This window comes from Rossellomorea sp. H136 (assembly GCF_056838065.1).
Window position 1 is genome coordinate 424,376 of sequence record NZ_CM166371.1, and the last position, 19,102, is coordinate 443,477.

At 44.8% G+C, this 19,102-nt stretch carries 19 protein-coding genes; 17 read left to right on the top strand and 2 right to left on the bottom strand.

The genetic code is table 11. The features are described from left to right. The first annotated feature begins 62 nt into the window (after window positions 1–62). The 4 genes from ACYH0O_RS02220 to paaX all read left to right on the top strand — a co-directional run bounded on the left by ACYH0O_RS02220 (window position 63) and on the right by paaX (window position 3,486). Entirely contained in the window at window positions 63–938 is an 876-nt protein-coding gene (locus ACYH0O_RS02220) for a 3-hydroxyacyl-CoA dehydrogenase (protein WP_482630946.1), read from the top strand. Continuing rightward, complete coding sequence (locus tag ACYH0O_RS02225) at window positions 935–2,140, top strand: thiolase family protein (protein WP_482630947.1); 1,206 nt, start codon at window positions 935–937, stop codon at window positions 2,138–2,140. The genes ACYH0O_RS02220 and ACYH0O_RS02225 overlap by 4 nt, the downstream gene beginning before the upstream one ends. An 82-nt stretch (window positions 2,141–2,222) precedes the next feature. After that, on the top strand, window positions 2,223–2,444 hold the full coding sequence (locus ACYH0O_RS02230; RefSeq protein ID WP_482630948.1) for a hypothetical protein: 222 nt from the start codon (window positions 2,223–2,225) through the stop codon (window positions 2,442–2,444). Between the two features lie 166 nt (window positions 2,445–2,610). After that, entirely contained in the window at window positions 2,611–3,486 is an 876-nt protein-coding gene (gene paaX, locus ACYH0O_RS02235) for a phenylacetic acid degradation operon negative regulatory protein PaaX (RefSeq protein WP_482630949.1), read from the top strand. A gap of 48 nt (window positions 3,487–3,534) precedes the next feature. Here the strand turns inward: paaX and ACYH0O_RS02240 are convergent, their stop codons facing one another. Together ACYH0O_RS02240 and ACYH0O_RS02245 are read right to left on the bottom strand one after the other, a co-directional pair. Further along, the gene (locus ACYH0O_RS02240; RefSeq protein ID WP_482630950.1) at window positions 3,535–4,203 is read right to left on the bottom strand and encodes a DUF1129 family protein; all 669 of its coding nucleotides are present in this window, start codon (window positions 4,201–4,203) and stop codon (window positions 3,535–3,537) included. Continuing rightward, a complete protein-coding gene (locus ACYH0O_RS02245; protein WP_482630951.1) occupies window positions 4,193–4,528 on the bottom strand; it encodes a PadR family transcriptional regulator in 336 nt (111 codons plus the stop codon). The genes ACYH0O_RS02240 and ACYH0O_RS02245 overlap by 11 nt, the downstream gene beginning before the upstream one ends. A 200-nt stretch (window positions 4,529–4,728) precedes the next feature. Here ACYH0O_RS02245 and ACYH0O_RS02250 point away from each other — a divergent pair, with 200 nt between their 5' ends. The 13 genes from ACYH0O_RS02250 to ACYH0O_RS02310 all read left to right on the top strand — a co-directional run bounded on the left by ACYH0O_RS02250 (window position 4,729) and on the right by ACYH0O_RS02310 (window position 19,098). Next, a complete protein-coding gene (locus tag ACYH0O_RS02250; RefSeq protein ID WP_482630952.1) occupies window positions 4,729–5,685 on the top strand; it encodes an NAD(P)H-dependent flavin oxidoreductase in 957 nt (318 codons plus the stop codon). Window positions 5,686–6,285: 600 nt separating this feature from the next. Beyond that, window positions 6,286–7,257 (top strand): ABC transporter substrate-binding protein, encoded by a 972-nt coding sequence (locus ACYH0O_RS02255; protein WP_482632483.1) that lies wholly within the window; start codon window positions 6,286–6,288, stop codon window positions 7,255–7,257. 16 nt (window positions 7,258–7,273) lie between these two features. Beyond that, on the top strand, window positions 7,274–8,293 hold the full coding sequence (locus ACYH0O_RS02260; RefSeq protein ID WP_482630953.1) for an ABC transporter permease: 1,020 nt from the start codon (window positions 7,274–7,276) through the stop codon (window positions 8,291–8,293). Further along, entirely contained in the window at window positions 8,277–9,071 is a 795-nt protein-coding gene (locus ACYH0O_RS02265; protein ID WP_482630954.1) for an ABC transporter ATP-binding protein, read from the top strand. The genes ACYH0O_RS02260 and ACYH0O_RS02265 overlap by 17 nt, the downstream gene beginning before the upstream one ends. Before the next feature lie 525 nt (window positions 9,072–9,596). Then, entirely contained in the window at window positions 9,597–9,992 is a 396-nt protein-coding gene (locus ACYH0O_RS02270; protein WP_482630955.1) for a thioesterase family protein, read from the top strand. Between the two features lie 108 nt (window positions 9,993–10,100). Next, entirely contained in the window at window positions 10,101–11,207 is a 1,107-nt protein-coding gene (locus ACYH0O_RS02275; protein WP_426891193.1) for a Leu/Phe/Val dehydrogenase, read from the top strand. 55 nt (window positions 11,208–11,262) lie between these two features. Continuing rightward, a complete protein-coding gene (gene pdhA, locus ACYH0O_RS02280; RefSeq protein ID WP_482630956.1) occupies window positions 11,263–12,327 on the top strand; it encodes a pyruvate dehydrogenase (acetyl-transferring) E1 component subunit alpha in 1,065 nt (354 codons plus the stop codon). Window position 12,328: 1 nt separating this feature from the next. Next, complete coding sequence (locus ACYH0O_RS02285) at window positions 12,329–13,324, top strand: alpha-ketoacid dehydrogenase subunit beta (protein ID WP_149154467.1); 996 nt, start codon at window positions 12,329–12,331, stop codon at window positions 13,322–13,324. Between the two features lie 15 nt (window positions 13,325–13,339). Then, on the top strand, window positions 13,340–14,524 hold the full coding sequence (locus ACYH0O_RS02290; RefSeq protein WP_482630957.1) for a dihydrolipoamide acetyltransferase family protein: 1,185 nt from the start codon (window positions 13,340–13,342) through the stop codon (window positions 14,522–14,524). After that, complete coding sequence (lpdA, locus tag ACYH0O_RS02295) at window positions 14,525–15,952, top strand: dihydrolipoyl dehydrogenase (RefSeq protein WP_482630958.1); 1,428 nt, start codon at window positions 14,525–14,527, stop codon at window positions 15,950–15,952. Window positions 15,953–16,072: 120 nt separating this feature from the next. Next, window positions 16,073–17,188, top strand: coding sequence for a 4-hydroxyphenylpyruvate dioxygenase (hppD, locus tag ACYH0O_RS02300; RefSeq protein ID WP_482630959.1), 1,116 nt, complete (start codon window positions 16,073–16,075; stop codon window positions 17,186–17,188). Between the two features lie 65 nt (window positions 17,189–17,253). Next, the gene (gene hisC, locus ACYH0O_RS02305) at window positions 17,254–18,486 is read left to right on the top strand and encodes a histidinol-phosphate transaminase (protein WP_482630960.1); all 1,233 of its coding nucleotides are present in this window, start codon (window positions 17,254–17,256) and stop codon (window positions 18,484–18,486) included. Further along, window positions 18,487–19,098, top strand: coding sequence for a flavin reductase family protein (locus ACYH0O_RS02310; protein WP_482630961.1), 612 nt, complete (start codon window positions 18,487–18,489; stop codon window positions 19,096–19,098). The last annotated feature ends 4 nt before the right edge of the window (window positions 19,099–19,102 follow it).

Here is a 19,102-nt window from a genome sequence, read left to right on the forward strand (position 1 = left end):
TAACAAGCAGGGGGTTGTCCTATCAGGGTCAACCCCTTATTGCAAGAAAGGGGAAAGCAAACATGACGCAGCATATCGTGGTAGTTGGTTCCGGAGTAATGGGAAGAGGGATCGCCTATGTAAGTGCGACAGGAGGCTTCAGGACCACACTGGTTGATATTAAACAAGAGCAGTTGGATCATGCCAGGAATGAGATTCAGCTCATTTTCCAAAAAGGAATAGAAAGGAATAAGCTCACTCAGCAGCAGTATGTAGAAGCGAAAGAGCTTATGAGCTATTCAACGAATCTTTCGATTGCCGTACGGGATGCCGATGTGGTCATCGAAGCCGTTCCGGAAAAGACAGATATCAAGCGTGGCGTATTTGAAGTGCTGGACGCGCATGCACCTGAGTATTGTTATTTGGCAACAAATACTTCCACCATGAGTCCGACGGAAATTGCCTCATTTACGAAACGACCTGACAAAGTCATTGCCATGCACTTTTTCAATCCCGTACATAAAATGCCACTCGTTGAAATCGTGAAGGGATTGGAAACAAGTGATGAAACGACGGAGGTCATCCAGCAAGTAGCCCGCCTGATGGGGAAAGAAACGGTGGTCATCAATGAGTTCCCTGGTTTTGTCACAAGCAGAATCTCTGCCCTCGTTGGGAATGAAGCCTTTTACATGCTCCAGGAAGGACTCGGTTCTCCTGAAGAAATCGATAAAGCAATCAAGCTCGGACTAAAATTTCCGATGGGTCCGTTTGAGCTGGGAGATTTAGTCGGACTGGATACACGATTGAATAATCTTAAGTACCTTCATGAAAAGCTTGGTGAAAAGTATCGTCCAGCGCCTCTTTTAGAGAAATATGTGAAAGCAGGACGTCTTGGCCGAAAAACGGGTAAGGGTGTTTATGATTACTCGGAAACAAAGGAAAAGGAGCATCAGTCATGAGAGAGGTTGTCATTGTCGATGCCGTCCGTACCCCGATTGGAAAATACAAAGGCTCTTTAAAAGGGGTGCGTCCTGATGATTTGGGTGCTCATGTTATTAAAGCGCTCGTCGAACGTAATCCCCTCGTCCCGGTGGATACGATTGAAGAGGTGGTACTTGGAAATGCAAACGGTGCCGGAGAGGACAACAGGAACGTAGCCCGAATGTCGACACTTCTGGCAGGTCTCCCTGTTGATGTCGGTGCAACCACCATCAACCGTTTATGCGGTTCTGGGCTGGACGCTGTTAACTATGCGGCGAGAGCCATTTTGGTTAATGAAGGGGATGTTTTCATTGCCGGCGGGACCGAAAGTATGACCCGTGCTCCTTACGTCATGGCAAAGCCTTCAAAGGATTTCCCAAGAGGCAATATGGAAATGTTCGATACGACGATCGGATGGCGCTTCGTTAATTCCCGTCTGAAAGAAAAATTCGGGACCGATTCCATGCCGGAAACAGCCGAAAACGTGGCGAAACAGTTCGGCATTTCGAGGGAAGAACAAGATCACTTTGCTTACTGGAGCCAAATGAAAGCGAAACGAGCCATGGATGAAGAACGGTTTAAAACGGAAATCGTGCCCGTCGAGTTACGTGACAGAAAAGGGAACCTTTCAACGTTTCAGTTCGATGAACACCCAAGACCCGATACCAATAGTGAAAAACTGCAGAAGCTTAAGCCGTTATTCCAAGGTGGAACGGTGACGGCAGGGAATGCATCAGGAGTCAATGATGGTGCATCTGCTCTGTTATTAATGAGCAGGGAGAAGGCAGAAGAATTAGGCGTTACTCCGCTGGCCCGCTACATGACATCGGCCACTTCAGGGCTTGAACCATCTGTGATGGGACTGGGACCGATCTATGCCACTCAGAAGGTACTGAAACGGTCGGGCCTTGCCCTTGACCAAATCGGCTTAGTGGAGCTCAATGAAGCATTCGCAGCACAATCCATTGCCTGCATCCGAGAGCTAGGGTTGAATGAAGAAATCGTCAATGTCAATGGAGGAGCGATCGCCTTCGGTCATCCACTTGGAGCAAGTGGAGCACGTATCCTTACCACCCTTCTGTATGAAATGAAAAAGAGAAAGGTACGGTACGGCTTATCTACCATGTGTATTGGTGTCGGCCAGGGGATTGCGACTTTAGTAGAGAATATTGAAACTTAATAGTTTGAGTCCTGTATGTGCAGGGCTCTTTTTGTGATTAGAATCGCCCCTTTTTAGAAAAGATAGAAGTGAGGTGAGTGAGATGGAATTTGAAATTATGACAAAAGAAAGCGAGATTCCTTGTCTCGTAGTCGCGGATGAGGATAACGGAAGGTATTTAATAAGGAAAGCCGATACGAGCGGGGAAGTGTTTAACAGCCAGGAAGAGCTTGTAACATGGATCGAGGGGAATTGGTCGAAGGAACAGGTTATCAATACATATGAATTTGTTAAGATGCTGGAGATGTTGAGGGTGTATCATTGAGGGTCAGGCTCTGTAAGTGAGCCTGATTTTTTTGTGCCTGAAATTCATTCAAACTTAAAAATCATGAATATTCATTTATTTTCATAGAAAGTTTATGATAATATATAAATCAAACGTAAATTAAACGTCATAAACAAACGGAATATTATCTAAAGGAGAGGCACCGATGAATACACGATCAATGATCTTTACACTATATGGGGATTACATACGACACTATGGCAATAAGATATGGATCGGCAGTTTGATACGTCTTCTGAATGAATTCGGTCACAACGATCAAGCAGTCCGGGCAGCCATTTCAAGAATGAATAAGCAAGGTTGGGTCCGGGCAGAGAAACAAGGGAACAAAAGCTACTACTCCCTCACAGAACGCGGCGTGATCCGAATGGAAGAAGCGGCAAACAGGATCTTCAAGCTGAAGCCTGAACAATGGGACGGTAAATGGAGAATCCTTATGTACTCAATCCCTGAAGAAATAAGGAGCATCCGGGACGAACTGAGGAAAGAACTTGTCTGGAGCGGCTTTGGAACCCTTTCGACGAGTACTTGGATCTCTCCTAACAATTTGGAAAAACAAGTACAATCCCTGATTGGAAAATACGATATTAAAGAGTACGTCGATTTCTTCATCGCCGAATACGAAGGTCCACATGAGAATCAACGGTTGATCGAAAAAAGCTGGGACCTGAATGAGATCAATGATCGCTACCAGGAATTCATTTCCCATTACAGTCAACAATACATGATTGATAAGAGTAAAATCGGGAAAGGACAAATGACCGATGCTGAATGCTTCGTGGAAAGAACGAAGCTCGTCCACGAATACCGTAAATTCCTCTTTGTGGATCCTGGTCTACCTGAAGAACTTCTGCCTAAAAAATGGCTCGGGGCGCACGCAGCCTCGCTCTTCGGAGAATACTACAAAGAACTTGCTGAACCGGCCTCACGATTCTTCGAAAGTGTATTCGAAGACGGCAACGAACTGAAAAACAAAGACCTGAGCTACAACGTCATGACGCATCCATTACTATTAGACTGATCAAAACCACTTGCCGGTTTGGCAAGTGGTTTTTTGAGGGACGGACCTCTATTTTTTCAGAAGATAAGAAATACCAAATAATGGTGCCCCGGTAATGAAAGAAGCATACCACGGAAAAAGGAAAGATGGACCAAGGTCAGGCAGGAGGTAAGTAGCGCAAATTATGATGCCCATCGATACCATACCCATTGTACCTGCTTTAATGGAATCTTTCACAGGGGTTTGTTTCTCCTTAAATAAAGAATGTTTAATGATCGAGAAAATGATTTTTACCCCAACCAAACTGGAAATGAAGGTGATAAGTGCCAATATGCCGGAAGTGAGTGGATATACTTCACTGCTTATTTCTTTAAACATCGGCCCAATCAATAATAAGAGTCCTCGAATTATCATGAAGTACCCCAATAAGTTAATGGCTAAAGATGATACGAATGCCACGATACTTCTCTTCTTTTCTGTAGGAAGCTGTTCGATGATATCATCAGCGTAAGCCTTAGGATCATCCCCTAAAATCATTCTGGCTGTTTTCCCTTCACGCTGCCCGTCAATAATATGATCCAGGATTTCCATTAATATTTCCTCGGTCTGCTGTTCCGATAATGAAAGTTGTAGGCGCATGTATATCAGAAAATCCGAATAATACTTTTCGTTCTCTTCCGACAATCCTGTTCGTTTTTGATTGTTCAATTCAATTAACTGCTTTGCTTCAATCATCATGGTTCCCCCTTTTTAATAGTGCTGTGACGGGTGATACGATTTGTTCCCATTCTCTTGATATATCAGAGAGTGCTGAATGTCCTTTTTCTGTTAAATAATAGTATTTTCGGTTAGGTCCGGAATCAGATGGCTGCATTTCCCCACGGATCAGGTTATTTTTCTGAAGTCGTAATAACACTGGATAAATGGTCCCTTCGCTCACATCCTGTAAACCGGAAGACTGCAATTTTTTAGAAAGTTCATATCCGTAGACCGGCTCTTTTTCAATCACAGATAGGACGCAACCATCTAATATACCCTTTAATAGCTGACTGCGGATAGACATATAGTGCCTCCTTTTTTAATACATTGCAATACAAGGTACTGATGTAAAACACAACTACCTTGTTTTACAAAGTAGCTGATTTTAGAATATGTGTTTTGGAATGAAATGTCAATAAATAATTCAAATTGATGGAAATTCTTTTCGGTACTTGTCGTACAATTCCAAAAAGTATAACATTAATTTAACGAAGGGGGATTATAATGAATAACCTAACGAACGTATTACATATAAAATATCCAATCATTCAAGGTGGCATGGGGAACATCAGCAACGCTCCCTTGACGGCGGCAATCTCGGAGGCCGGGGCGCTCGGTACAATCGGAGTCGGCACCATGGGCGTGGAGGAAGTGGAAAAGATCATCGTGGAAACGAAAAGGAGAACCAGTAAGCCTTTCGCTCTAAACATCCCAATCTCTATAACTCCTCACTTGGAAGAGATGATCCGCTTAGTGATGACACATGGAATACCGGTCGTTTCCTTATCAGCAGGAAATCCTGCCCCGCTCATTCCCTATTTTCATGAACACAACGTAAAAGTGATCTGTGTCGTCGCTTCTAAAAAGCAAGGAAAGAAAGCGGAAGACGCCGGTGCAGATGTGATCGTGGCAGAAGGATATGAGGCTGCAGGGATCAACTCCAATCTTGAAACAACAACGCTTGCCCTTATTCCACAACTCGTCGATACCGTGGGCATTCCAGTGGTCGCAGCAGGAGGAATCGGTGATGGCAGGGGACTCGCTTCCATGCTTGCCCTTGGTGCCAGTGGTGTGCAAATGGGTACCCGATTCATCGCTACCCAGGAAGCTCCTTTTCATGAAAACTATAAAACGACACTAGTGGAAGCAAAAGATGATAGCACCGTCATCGTCGGTCGTTCTGTCGGAAGGGTTAGAAGGGTTATGAAAACGCCTTATGCCGCACAATTGATCCAAAAAGAACAAGAGGGGGTCGCTCTTGAAGAGTTCAGTCAAATGACCTCAGAAGATTATCATCGTGTTGGAGCATTTGAAGGGAAGCTGGATCAAGGATTTATCAACGGTGGCCAGGTGTCCGGTCTAGTATCGGATGTCCCGACGGTGAAGGAATTGGTTGAGAGAATGATGAACGATGCCCAGGGGATTTTCAGGAAGCTATCAGGTAGCAGTGTGGGATCTTAATAGATTGTTGTGAAAAGGCGCATTTCCTTTATTGGGGAAGTGTCTTTTTTATGGTGGTGGTCACAATTTGGCACGAGTTTTGGTGAAAGTGGCACAAGTTTAGATAAAAGTGGCACAACCAAATGCTAAAGTGGCACAAGTTTACTAGATTCTGGCACAACAAGTAAAAAAGAGAGATTCGAAGGGGAATACTATAGTACGAAACCATTAACTAAGCTGGATTTTCATAGAAACCGTTATTTAAGTGACCATTTAACGGTTTGTTTCAGCATTCCCCACCAATCTCCAAGTCCCAATATCCATCAAATATTTTAAAATCTGTACTCCTCATCACGTTCACCAACCCCATAACAAAAATATTTTCCCGCAAATCCTCTAGAAATCATCAACAATACCGTCTATACTAGTATTAATTTTTAAATTTTCGGAATATTATTGACTATTTTGTGACAGGAGTGATAATATAACGTTGTATTTACGTTGGTGTTGATTTTTATCATACTTGGATTTGCTAGTCTACCAGACTACTGATCATATATCAGGAAGAGAAAAAGGGGGATTTCTGTGAAGAAGAAGAGTTTATTACTTGTTGTCATCTCTATGATGCTGGGAATGCTGTTTTTAGCGGGCTGTGGTAGTGATACAAGCTCAGGTGGAGAAGATGGTGAAAAGCAATATGTGATCGGGGTAACCCAGATTGTGGAACATCCGTCTTTAGATGCAGCATTTGAAGGTTTTAAGAAGGCTTTGGCTGAAAACGGTCTTGAAGAAGGCAAGAATGTAAAGTTTGATGTTCAAATTGCTCAAGGGGATCCTACAAATTCACAAACGATCGCCAAGAACTTCGTTGGTGATGGTGTCGACCTCATCTTTGCAAACTCAACCCCAAGTGCTCAGCACGCATTAAATGCTACAAAGGAAATTCCAATCGTCTTTACGTCAGTAACCGATCCAGTTGGTGCTGAATTAGTGAAATCTTTCGAAGAGCCAGGTGAAAATATTACTGGAACGACGGATACACACCCTGAAGCGATTTCTAAAACGATTTCATTTATTACGGATGAAATGAAAGCGAAAAATATTGGAGTTATCTATAATTCAGGTGAACAAAACTCCGTTGTACAGGCTGAGGAAGTGAAGAAGCTTGTTGAAGAAAAGGGAGCGAAGGTAGTTGAAGCTTCTGTATCTACGTCAGCAGATGTAAAACAAGCGGCAGAATCCCTGGTTGGTCGTGTGGATGCCATTTACATTCCTACTGATAATACCGTTGTATCTGCATTGGAATCTGTCATCAGTGTAGCAAATGATAAAGATATCCCTCTATTTGTGGGTGAACTGGATTCAATGAAAAAAGGTGCGATAGCAGCTAGTGGATTCAGCTATGAAGATCTTGGTTACGAAACAGGCCTAATGGCTGCAAAAATTTTAAAAGGTGAAAAGAAAACTTCTGAAATCAATGTTGAGTATCCAAAGAACTTTAAGTTAATGATCAATAAGCAAGCTGCAGAAGAGCAAGGTGTAGAAGTTCAGGATGCATGGTCTGATTTAGGAGAGTTTTACGAAGAGAAATAAGAGAGGATGATGATTCGTGCCAACAGCAATATTCGCATCCTTTGAATCTGGAATCATTTACGCTATTATGGCCCTCGGAGTCTACTTGTCCTTTCGGATATTGGATTTTCCTGATTTAACAGTCGACGGCAGTTTCGTTACGGGAGCCGCTGTCGCTGCCACCATGATTGTTAGTGGCGTAAATCCAGTCATCGCAACCATTACAGCGATTGTCATCGGATTTGTTGCAGGATGTATAACCGGACTACTTCACACGTTTGGAAAAATCAATGCCCTATTATCAGGGATTCTCATGATGATTGCCCTGTATTCTATCAATCTCCGGATAATGGGGCGGTCGAATGTACCATTATTAAGTCAGGATACTGCTTTTACAGGGGTGGAAGGATTTTGGTCGCCCCTCGGGATCGATGCCGCACTCAATAAATTGTGGATGGGAGTGGGGCTTGGGGAGCCTGTACCGGGAACGTGGAGCATTTTATTTATTATGATCATCATCACGCTTGTCATCAAGTTTTTAACTGACGGTTTCTTGAAAACGGAAATCGGGTTGGCATTACGGGCGACGGGAGATAATCAGCGAATGATCCGCAGTTTCTCTGCTAATACGAACCTGATGATTATTCTGGGTCTGGGAATATCGAATGGTATGGTAGCACTGTCGGGGGCACTGATTGCCCAGTATAGCAGATTTGCTGATGTCGGAATGGGGATCGGGATGATTATCATCGGACTTGCTTCGGTTATCATCGGTGAAGCATTGTTTGGAACTAAGACGATCGCCCGTACGACGCTCGCAGTCATTGGTGGGGCGATTATCTATCGATTAGTCGTATCCATGGCTCTTCGCGTCGATTTCCTGGAAACAGGGGATATGAAGCTTATCACAGCGACAATCGTGATTCTTGCCCTTGTCATGCCTAAAGTGATGGACCGTTACAAGGATAAGAAACGAAAGGCGCAGCGAATGGCAGAACGATTAGACAGATCTTCAATCGCAGATGGAAAGGGTGAGAGCGGTGTTACAATTAAATAGAATCCACAAAGTATTTAATGAAGGGACACCAGATGAAAAAATCGCCCTTGATGACATTCAGCTATCTTTAAAACCTGGGGATTTCGTCACTGTGATCGGAAGCAATGGAGCCGGGAAATCGACATTGATGAATATCGTTTCCGGTGTACTCCTGCCTGATGTGGGAAATGTTCTGATTGACGATCATGATGTTTCTAAGGTGTCCGAGTATAAAAGATCTAAGCTTATCGGTCGCGTGTTCCAGGATCCCATGGCAGGCACTGCACCTACTATGACCATCGAAGAGAACCTGGCCATGGCGTATTCCAGAAATCGAACACGCACCTTTAAAATGGGTGTGACCAAAAAACGGAAAGTGTTTTTTAAGGAAGTACTGGAAACACTTCACCTCGGGCTTGAGAATCGATTGAATGCGAAGGTCGGGTTACTATCAGGAGGGGAAAGACAGGCTCTTTCTTTATTGATGGCCACATTCACCGAACCGTCCATCTTATTGCTGGATGAACATACGGCAGCATTGGATCCTGCCAGAGCGGATCTGATTACGAACTTGACGAAAGAGATTGTAGAAAAGTATAATCTTACCACGTTGATGGTCACCCATAATATGCAGCAGGCGCTGGATCTTGGCAACCGATTGATCATGATGGATAATGGCCAGATTATATTAGAGGTTAATGAAGAAGAGAAAAAACACCTCACAGTCGAAGGACTTCTCCACGAATTTCAGCGAATCCGTGGAAGCAAACTCGCCAGCGACCGGGCACTTCTTTCATAAGTTAATAAAAACAATAAACAACCTTCTACCAAAAGCAACGAACCCTGTTTCGTTGCTTTTTTATTTTGAGAATATTTTGATTACCTCTCTGGAAAAAGGAATCGTCTAGCTCCGGCGACAAGAGGCTCGAGGTCATAAGTCAAGGTAACCAAAAAGGCAAAGAACGCCTTTCCGGTAGTCTCGCCTTATGCTTGTCGGGCCTGCCCAAGCCGCCTCCGCTTTTGATGTCGTCTAGCTCCGGCGGCTAGTCCCTCGAGGTCATAAGTCAAGACCACCAAAAAGGCAAAGAACGCCTTTCCGGTAGTCTCGCCTTATGCTTGTCGGGCCTGCCCAAGCCGCCTCCGCTTTTGAGGGAGGGACGGACCTTCGGCTGCGCCGATAGGTCCGTCCCTCTGCATAACTTATATTAATATAATATTTTAAATTTTAACAATTTATTGACTATTTATAAAACAAAATGTTATTATATCGTTGAATTAACGTTATATAAAAATATATAATTTGTTGGTTTAAAGGGGGAAAGCAATGAAGTCTGGATTAGGAGAAGGACATACGGCCGTCGTCAGAACAGAAGTAACCCCCAGCATGTATGCCCAGTTTGAAGGAGATGTGGTACACCCTGTGTATTCAACCGTCTCAATGGTTTACCACATGGAATGGGCATCAAGAAAGATCATTCTACCCTATTTGGAAGATCATGAAGAGGGAATGGGAGCCAAGGTTAACGTCGAGCATATAGCTCCGGCAAAAAACGGTTCCTCTCTTGAAATTAAAGCGAGCGTAATTAAATATGAACGAAACATCATCGTGACCAAAGTGACTGTCAGAGATAAAGAGAATGACAGACTCATTGGGAAAGGTGAGGTCAAACAAGTTGTACTTCTTAAAGAGAAAATTAATGAAAGAATAAAAGAGAACTAAGTTTTGACTACTTCATCAATAGCAGAGTAAAAGGAGGAAGCTTTAGTGTCTAACGTATTCACGAAAATGGAAGCGGTTACAAACAGAGAGCTTGTAGGGGGCGGAGAAATGGATATGTTCGAAAAAATACAAAATCATGAACAGGTCGTATTCTGTAATGATGAAGAAACAGGACTGAAAGCCATCATCGCCATACATAATACCACTCTTGGACCTGCACTTGGCGGCTGTCGAATGAGACCCTATACCTCAGTAGATGAAGCACTTGAGGATGTTTTACGTTTATCAAAAGGGATGACCTACAAATGTGCAGCGGCCGACGTGGACTTCGGTGGAGGAAAAGCCGTCATTATCGGAGATCCTGAAAAAGACAAACACCCTGAGTTGTTCCGTGCTTTCGGCCAATTTGTTGAATCCCTGAACGGAAGATTCTATACAGGGACAGACATGGGAACGACTCCTGATGACTTTGTTCATGCCTTAAAAGAAACGAATTGCATTGTAGGAGTCAATGAAGAATACGGGGGAAGTGGAGATTCATCCATCCCGACTGCCATGGGCGTGATCTATGGCTTACAGGCAACCAACCAAAACGTATGGGGCTCAAAAGACCTCCATGGAAAAAGCTATGCCATTCAAGGGTTAGGAAAAGTAGGCTTTAAAGTAGCCGAGCGTCTACTGGAAGAGGGAGCAGACCTCTATGTAACAGATATCAGTCAGAAATCCATCGATCAGTTAGTAGCTAAGGCAAACAGGATGGGAGCAGCCATTAAAGTCGTATCCGGAGATGAGATTTACTCGGTTGATGCAGATGTCTTCATTCCTTGTGCCATCGGTGGGATTATTAATGATCACACGGTAGATCAGCTGAGGGTAAAGGCGGTCGTCGGTTCTGCCAATAACCAATTATTAGATCTTTCACATGGAATGAAGCTTCACGAAAAAGGGATCTTATACGCACCTGATTACATCGTCAATGCAGGTGGATTGATTCAAGTAGCTGACGAATTATACGAACCAAATAAAGAACGTGTCCTGCAAAAGACAAGCGCCATCTATAACAGCCTTCAGGATATTTATCTGCAATCAGAAAACCAGCACATGACCACAGTCGAAGCAGCCAACCGGTTCTGTGAGGACAGAATCCACGCCCGCACAAGAAGGAACAGCTTCTTCTCCCATGCGAAGCGTCCGAAGTGGTCGGTTAGGACATAAAAAGCAAATCAGGAGTTTATCGGAACAATAAAAAAGCACCAGAAGAGGTGACGAAATGATCAAGGAATTTCAATTGGTCCAGGTCATGGATCAACAAGGAGAACTTGTCCAAGGTGAGTGTGAAAAGGACATTTCAGAAGATTTAGCCCGGACATTTTATCGGCATTTAATCAGGATCCGTACATTTGATAAGAAAGCAGTGAGCCTCCAACGACAGGGGCGAATCGGAACGTATGCACCATTTGAAGGACAGGAGGCATCCCAGGTGGGAAGCGCACTTGCCCTCCAGGACAAAGACTGGTTATTCCCGTCCTATCGGGATCATGGGGCTACCATGACATTCGGTCATTCCCTGCTTCATATCCTCCTATTCTGGAAGGGGAGAAATGAAGGATGCGTGCCTCCGGAAGGAAAGAATATTTTCACTCCTGGAATTCCAATCGCGACACAGCTTCCACATGCGGTAGGGGCTGCTTTCGCCGAGAAAAGAAAAGGGACCGGGAATGCTGCCATTGTATATTTTGGTGATGGCGCCACTTCTGAAGGCGACTTTCATGAAGGATTGAACCTGGCAAGCGTCTGGGAGGCACCGGTCGTCTTTTTCAATCAAAACAATCATTACGCCATCTCCGTTCCCATGCACAAGCAAATGAAAACAAAAACCATTGCCCAGAAATCACTTGCCTATGACATTCCAAGCGTACGCATCGACGGCAATGATATTTTTGCTGTTTATTTTGAAACGGTGAAGGCGTTGGAGAGAGCACGAAACGGGGACGGACCTACCTTGATCGAGTCCGTGACCTGGAGATACGGTGCCCATACAACCGCGGATGATCCAACGAAGTATCGTGATCAACAGGAAAGTGAGTCCCGACGAAAGGATAATGACCCCGTTGACCGGTTAACAAAATTCATGAGGCATCGAGGCTGGATTGACGAAGACTGGATGACCTCTGTACAAAAGGAATGTGCGAAGGAAGTAGACCTTGCTGTCGAGGAACTGGAAGCATATCCGGCAGCTGATCCCAGTGTGATCTTTGATTATGTGTTTGCGACACCGACCTGGACTATCCAGGAACAAAAAGAAAAGCTCCTTGAGCGATTGAGAGGTGAGTAGAATGAGCACCTTAACGAAAATGAAGACGTTGACGATGGTTCAAGCCATCACGGATGCTATGAGAGTTATGCTTCAGGAAAGCGAAGATGTTCTGTTGATGGGTGAGGATATCGGAACGAATGGAGGAGTATTCAGGGCGACGGACGGTCTTCAACAGGAATTCGGTGAAGACCGGGTTCTTGATACACCCTTAAGTGAAGCCGGCTTTATTGGAGCGGCAATCGGGATGGGGTTGAACGGATATCGTCCGGTAGCGGAGGTCCAATTTTTAGGATTCATCTACCCGGCATACGAGCAGATCATGACGCATGCATCCAGAATACGCGCTCGTACCCTTGGGCATTTTACTTGTCCTTTGGTCATCAGGGCTCCGTATGGGGCTGGTGTAAGAGCCCCAGAGATTCATTCCGATAGCACCGAAGCACTTTTCACTCATATGCCGGGAATCAAGGTTGTTTGTCCCGCAACACCATATGATGCAAAGGGACTTCTGATTGCAGCCATCGAGGACCCTGATCCCGTTCTATTCCTAGAGCCTATGCGATGTTACCGATCTTCCAGGGAAGAAGTTCCTGAAGAGAAGTACACCGTGGAAATCGGTAAAGGTAAGGTGGTCACAGAGGGTGAGGATGTCACGATCATTGCATGGGGAGCGATGGTGAAGGTTGCAGAGGATGCAGCCAAGGAAGCCGCTGATAAAGGTATTTCCTGTGAGGTACTCGATCTTAGAACACTTTATCCCCTGGATAAGGATCTCATTTCAAGCTCAGTTCAGAAAACGGGGAGAACCGTGGTTGTCCATGAAGCACATGCCACTGGTGGAGTTGGAAATGACGTGCTGGCCATCATCAATGACAAATCTTTTTTATATCAGAAAGCGCCGACTGAAAGGGTAACAGGATTCGATACACCTGTCCCATATTTTGGATTTGAAGATTTCTATTTGCCTGACAGTAAACGTGTGCTGGCTGCAGTGGAAAAGGTAGCCCGCTATTAGACAAGGAGGGAGTTCATGGAAGTTAAGCTTCATGATATTGGAGAAGGCATGACCGAAGCCAATATCAATCACTTTCTTGTAAAAGTGGGGGATGTCGTGCGAGCGGATCAACCACTGGTAGAGGTACAAACAGATAAAATGATGGCAGAGATCCCGGCACCATTTTCAGGTGTGATCAAGGAGTTTACCGTTAGTGAAGGGGAGACGATTCCAGTCGGGTCCACGGTTTTATTGATGGAAAAAGAACAAGGTAATCAGTCAGTGAGCCGGCGAGTTGTGCCGGAAACGACCCATGTATTGAAGAAGAGAAGGATCCTCGCATCCCCGTATACGAGGAAAATAGCAAGGGAGAATGGTATCAACATAGAAGAAGTGGTTGGTTCCGGAGCTGGTGGTAGAATCCACGATGAAGATATTTTCCTTTATATGAATGGAGGAAGTCAATCAGCACCCGTGAAGGTGGAAGAACCTGAACCTGTTACTCCTGCGGCACCGACAGAACCTGATGCTAAAACTATTCCTTTCCGTGGCAGGAGAAAACAGATCGCTTCCAAAATGTCACAGTCACTGAGAACCATCCCGCACTGTACCCATTTTGAAGAAATCGACGTTACGAATCTACTATCCTGGAAAGATACTATGAAAGCAAGCGGCGGGTCCATTTCTGTGGGAGCCTTTTTTATCAAAGTCATTTCTGTCTGTTTAAAAGAGTTTCCGATCTTCAATGCCCGTCTCAATGAACAGGAGGAGTGTGTCGAGCTTCAGTCCCATCACAATATTGGAATCGCTGTAGATACAGACGAAGGACTGATTGTCCCTGTCATCAAAGAGGTTGAACGGAAAAGCATGAAGGATATTAACGTCGAAATGAAGGAACTGACCGTTAAAGCACAGGAAGGCAAGTTAGCGATGAAGGATATCAAAGGAGGAACCTTCACGGTCAGTAACGTAGGACCGCTGAACGGATCGATCGGAGCCACCCCGATCATTAATGAACCGGAAGTAGCCCTCGTCGCCTTCCATAAAACGAAGAAGCGTCCGATGGTGAATGAAAAGGATGAAATAGTCGTCCGTTCCATGATGAATGTTTCAATGTCCTTTGATCATAGAGTGGCAGATGGCGGGACAGCCGTGAAATTTACGAACCGATTACGGGATCTGATTGAAGAACCTCAATCCATGCTAATGGAGTTGATATAAATGGTAGTGGGAGAGATAACAGAAGATAAAGACATTGTCGTCATCGGAGGAGGTCCTGGGGGCTACCACGCAGCCATCAGAGCCGCGGGTCTCGGTAGACAGGTGACGTTGATCGAACGGGAGGATATAGGCGGGACCTGTTTAAATAAAGGCTGCATCCCGTCGAAGGTATTCACCCATTTTGCCCAGGAATTTAAAAAGACGAAGCACCTGAAGGAAATGGGGATGGAGTTTGGGGAAGTGGTAGCGAACCTTTCTTCTCTTCAACACTTTAAAAAGAAAAAAATCACCCAGCTCCGATCAGGGGTAGAATCACTGTGCAAAGCAAATAAGGTTGAGATCGTTAGAGGATCGGCTTCTTTTCTATCAGAATCCCGCATTGGGGTTGAAGAAGGACATGAATTTTCCCTATTCAATTTCAAAGATGCGATAGTGGCAACAGGTGGAGATTTACACTATCCGGATGGAATCGATTATAACGCTAACCGTGTGCTGAAGGAAAGACAGATATTTGAGCTGGAGGAAATCCCTGAAGAACTGATTGTGTATGGTGCCGATTATATTTCACTGGAGATCGCGTCTGTTTTCTCCACCTTGGGAAGCCTTGTCACTCTAATCTTGAATGAAGAACTTCTATTTGACTCTTCGATCTCAAAAGAGTTGTTCAGGCAGTTAAAAAAGCTGAAAATCAATGTTATCAAGAGCTCTACCATAAAAACTGTGAGTGACACAGAAGAAAAGGTTATAGTAGGACTCAACAAAGCAAACGGTGAAATGGTCTCCATCGAAGGCTCTCACTTTGTCATGAGTGGAAAAGTTAAGCCGAACCTATCAGACCTCGGCCTCGACCGTCTCCGTGTTGAATTAACCGAGGATGATTATATCCAAACAGATCGGGAGGGACGGACCTCCATTCCGCATATATGGGCGATAGGGGATGTCACGGAAGGTCCGTCCCTCGCAGTCAAAGCGATTAAACAGGGGAAGGCGGCGGCCGAGGCGATGTCTGGGCTACAGGTGGAAGTAGATCTGCAGTTTATGCCGACGGTGGTGCAGATGAGTCCTCCGATTGCGTGTGCGGGCCTTACCGAAGAGGAAGCACGTGCGGAAGGTTATTCGGTTACAGTGAGTGAGAACCCTGTCAGAGGAAATGGGTACGCTCAGCTCACAGAGGGAAAGGATGGATTCGTGAAAGTCGTGTCAGACAGTGAAACGGATATGATCCTTGGTATTCATATGATGGGAATGGGAGCAGCCGAGCTAATCACATCAGGTGTGCTCGGCCTTGAGATGGCAGCGAGAGATGAGGACTTTCGCTTTTCACTTTATCACCACCCAAGTATGAGTGAAAGTTTACTTGAAGCAGTCGAAGGATTAAAGGGAGACGCCGTGCACATGCCTCCCCGAAAAGAGGAGCTAGCCAGGTAAAGTGAGGAACACGCTTTTACACAGAGAAGCGTTTAAGCTTTACCTGCCGCTCTTGAGAAGTTCTAAGAAACTATTTAGTATAATATTCAGAATATAATAACATTCAATGGAGGGATTAGGATGCAAGAAAATGTAGCAAAAAAGCAGGTTAAAGTAGAAGATGTCTTCCCGGTAAGAGATGTTGATTTTTTAGAGTACTATACGGGTAATGCGAAGCAGGCTGCCCACTTCTTCTGTACAGCATTCGGTTTTAAGACCGTAGCCTATTCAGGTCTCGAAACAGGAAATCGTGACACAGTATCCTATGTACTGCAACAAAACAAAGTCCGATTGGTTATAACGGGAAGCTTGCACGAAGGAAGCCGAGTGTCCCAATTCGTGAAGCATCACGGAGACGGCATTAAAGATATCGCCCTTGTGGTGGATGATGTTGAAAAGGCTTACACTGGAGCGGTATCCCGCGGTGCGATTGAAATCATGCCACCTTCGACGCTCGAGGATGATAATGGAAAATTAAAAAAAGCCATCATTGGTACATACGGGGATACGATCCATACCCTTGTGGAGCGTAAAGATTATAAAGGGATCTTCATGCCAGGTTTTGAGAAATATGATTCCGCTCTTAAACATGAAGATGCCGGTATCATCGCTGTGGATCACGTAGTTGGTAATGTGGAGAGCATGGAAGAGTGGGTAGAGTACTATGAAAAAGTGATGGGCTTCAAGGAAATGCGCCACTTCACAAATGAAGACATTACAACTGAATACTCAGCCCTTATGTCCAAGGTTATGCATAACGGCGGTCGTATTAAATTCCCGATCAATGAGCCTGCTGAAGGGAAACGCAAATCACAAATTCAGGAATATCTTGAGTTCTACGGTGGTCCAGGGGTGCAGCATATTGCCATCTTAACCGAGGATATCGTGAAGACAGTCGGCATCTTGAAAGAGAATGGTGTGGAATTCCTAAATACTCCGGACTCCTATTACGACATGCTTTCAGAGCGTGTAGGGGAAATCGATGAAGAGATCTCCAAGATCAAAGAGTTGAATATTCTAGTAGACCGTGATGACGAAGGCTACCTGCTTCAAATATTCACAAAGCCAATCGTTGATCGTCCTACCCTATTCATTGAAGTGATTCAACGCAAGGGTGCAAGAGGGTTCGGAGAAGGAAACTTCAAAGCATTATTCGAGTCCATCGAGCGCGAGCAAGAACGCAGAGGAAACCTATAAAATAAAAAATAGATAGAGATTAGCATATATAACGGGGGTCAAAGGACCGGTCAGGGGGTTAACTCATGAAGAGATTAGCTGCTTCTACTAATAATATCGTACAGTTTGCAGGTACCATATTTGAACGAGAAGATAAGCTAACACGTGAGTCGACCCCCTTCATCCATGAGGAAGGCGAGGATTCATGTATGACATTAAAGTTCAAGACAAGAGAAGCGGTCACACAAATCGCTCCATACGTGCTGGGGAAGACGCTTGGCGACTTACAGAAGGAGCATGGTCTCTCTTCAATCAGAAAGCTATCAGAAAATGAAAATATATATGGCTGCTCCCCGAAAGTGAAGCAGTGGTTTAAAGAAAATGGGAGCGACCTGTTTTTGTATCCGGACGGAGCTGCCGTCGATCTAAGTCATAAGGTTTCAGCGTTTTTAGGGGTACCGAAAGAACAGATCGTATTTGGGAATGGCTCGGATGAAGTGATCCGGCTGTTGACGAGGGCCTATTTGAGCGCTGGCGACGAAGCCATTATGGCCGATGTTACGTTTCCCAGGTACCAAACCAATGTATTTCTAGAGGGAGGCACACCGGTCATTGTCCCACTCGTAAACGGTACCCATGACTTGCAGGGGATGCATGACCACATCACTCCAAAAACGAAGCTGATCTTTGTCTGTAATCCCAATAACCCAACAGGAACCATTGTCGGAAAGAAAGAACTCCTGCACTTTATCGAGAGAGTTCCTTCACATATCCTGGTAGTGGTGGATGAAGCCTATATGGAATACGTTACAACTGATGATTATTTAGAAACCCTGCCTCTTCTTTCAGCATTCGAAAACCTGATCGTTCTGAGAACATTTTCGAAAATATATGGCCTGGCAGGACTAAGAGTCGGTTTCGGGGTCATGAATGAGGAGATTGCAGAACAGCTCCGTAAAGTGAAAGATGTCTTCAATGTGAATACCGTTGCCCAGAAGTCAGCGATCATTGCCCTGGAAGATCAAGTGTTCATTAGGGAGTGTACCCATAAGAACGAGCAGGGTCGTCTTTATTTGGAAAGTGAATTTGATCGTCTGGGGATATCCTATTTCCCGTCTCAATCGAACTTTATCATGGTGGACACGGGAATGAATGGTGACACGGTCTCATATGAACTTGTGAAACGGGGGCTCGTTGTCCGTTCAGGAACTCTTCTCGGATATCCGACCACGGTTCGTGTCACGATTGGAACACAGGACGATAACAAGAGATTCGTTGGAGCACTGGAAGACATTTTTCAAAACGAAGGGGTGAACTAAATGGATATCAAACCCCAGACGCTTGAGTGGCAGTCTGCTTATAAACTGATGATCGGCTCGATTTTGCCCCGGCCGATTGCCTTTGTTTCATCCCTTGATGAAGATGGGATTGCGAACCTTGCGCCTTACAGCTTCTTTACGGCGATTTCTGCAGAACCTATGCTCGTCTGCTTCTCCCCCATGAGAAGAGGAAAGGATGGCAGCAAAAAGGATACCCTCCGAAATATCGAGAAAACGAAGGAATTCGTCATCAATATCGTAAGTGAAGAGTTTGTGGAGGATATGAATAACTGTGCCATTGAATTTGAACCTGGCGTTGATGAATTTGAGCAGGTCGGGCTGACGAAGAAGGAGTCCATTACGGTAAAGCCTCCAGGAGTATCTGAAAGCAAGGTGCAATTGGAATGCGTTCTTCATGAAGTACTTCACTTCGGCGATCATCCTGGGGCAGGGAGTCTTGTCATCGGGAAGGTAGAATGTGTGAGGATCAATGATGAACTTTATTACGATGGAAAAATAGATTCAGAGAAACTCAAACCGGTGGGAAGACTTGCCGGTCAAATGTACACCAAACCATTATCCGATTCATTTGAATTGATTCGAAAAAGGTGATGAC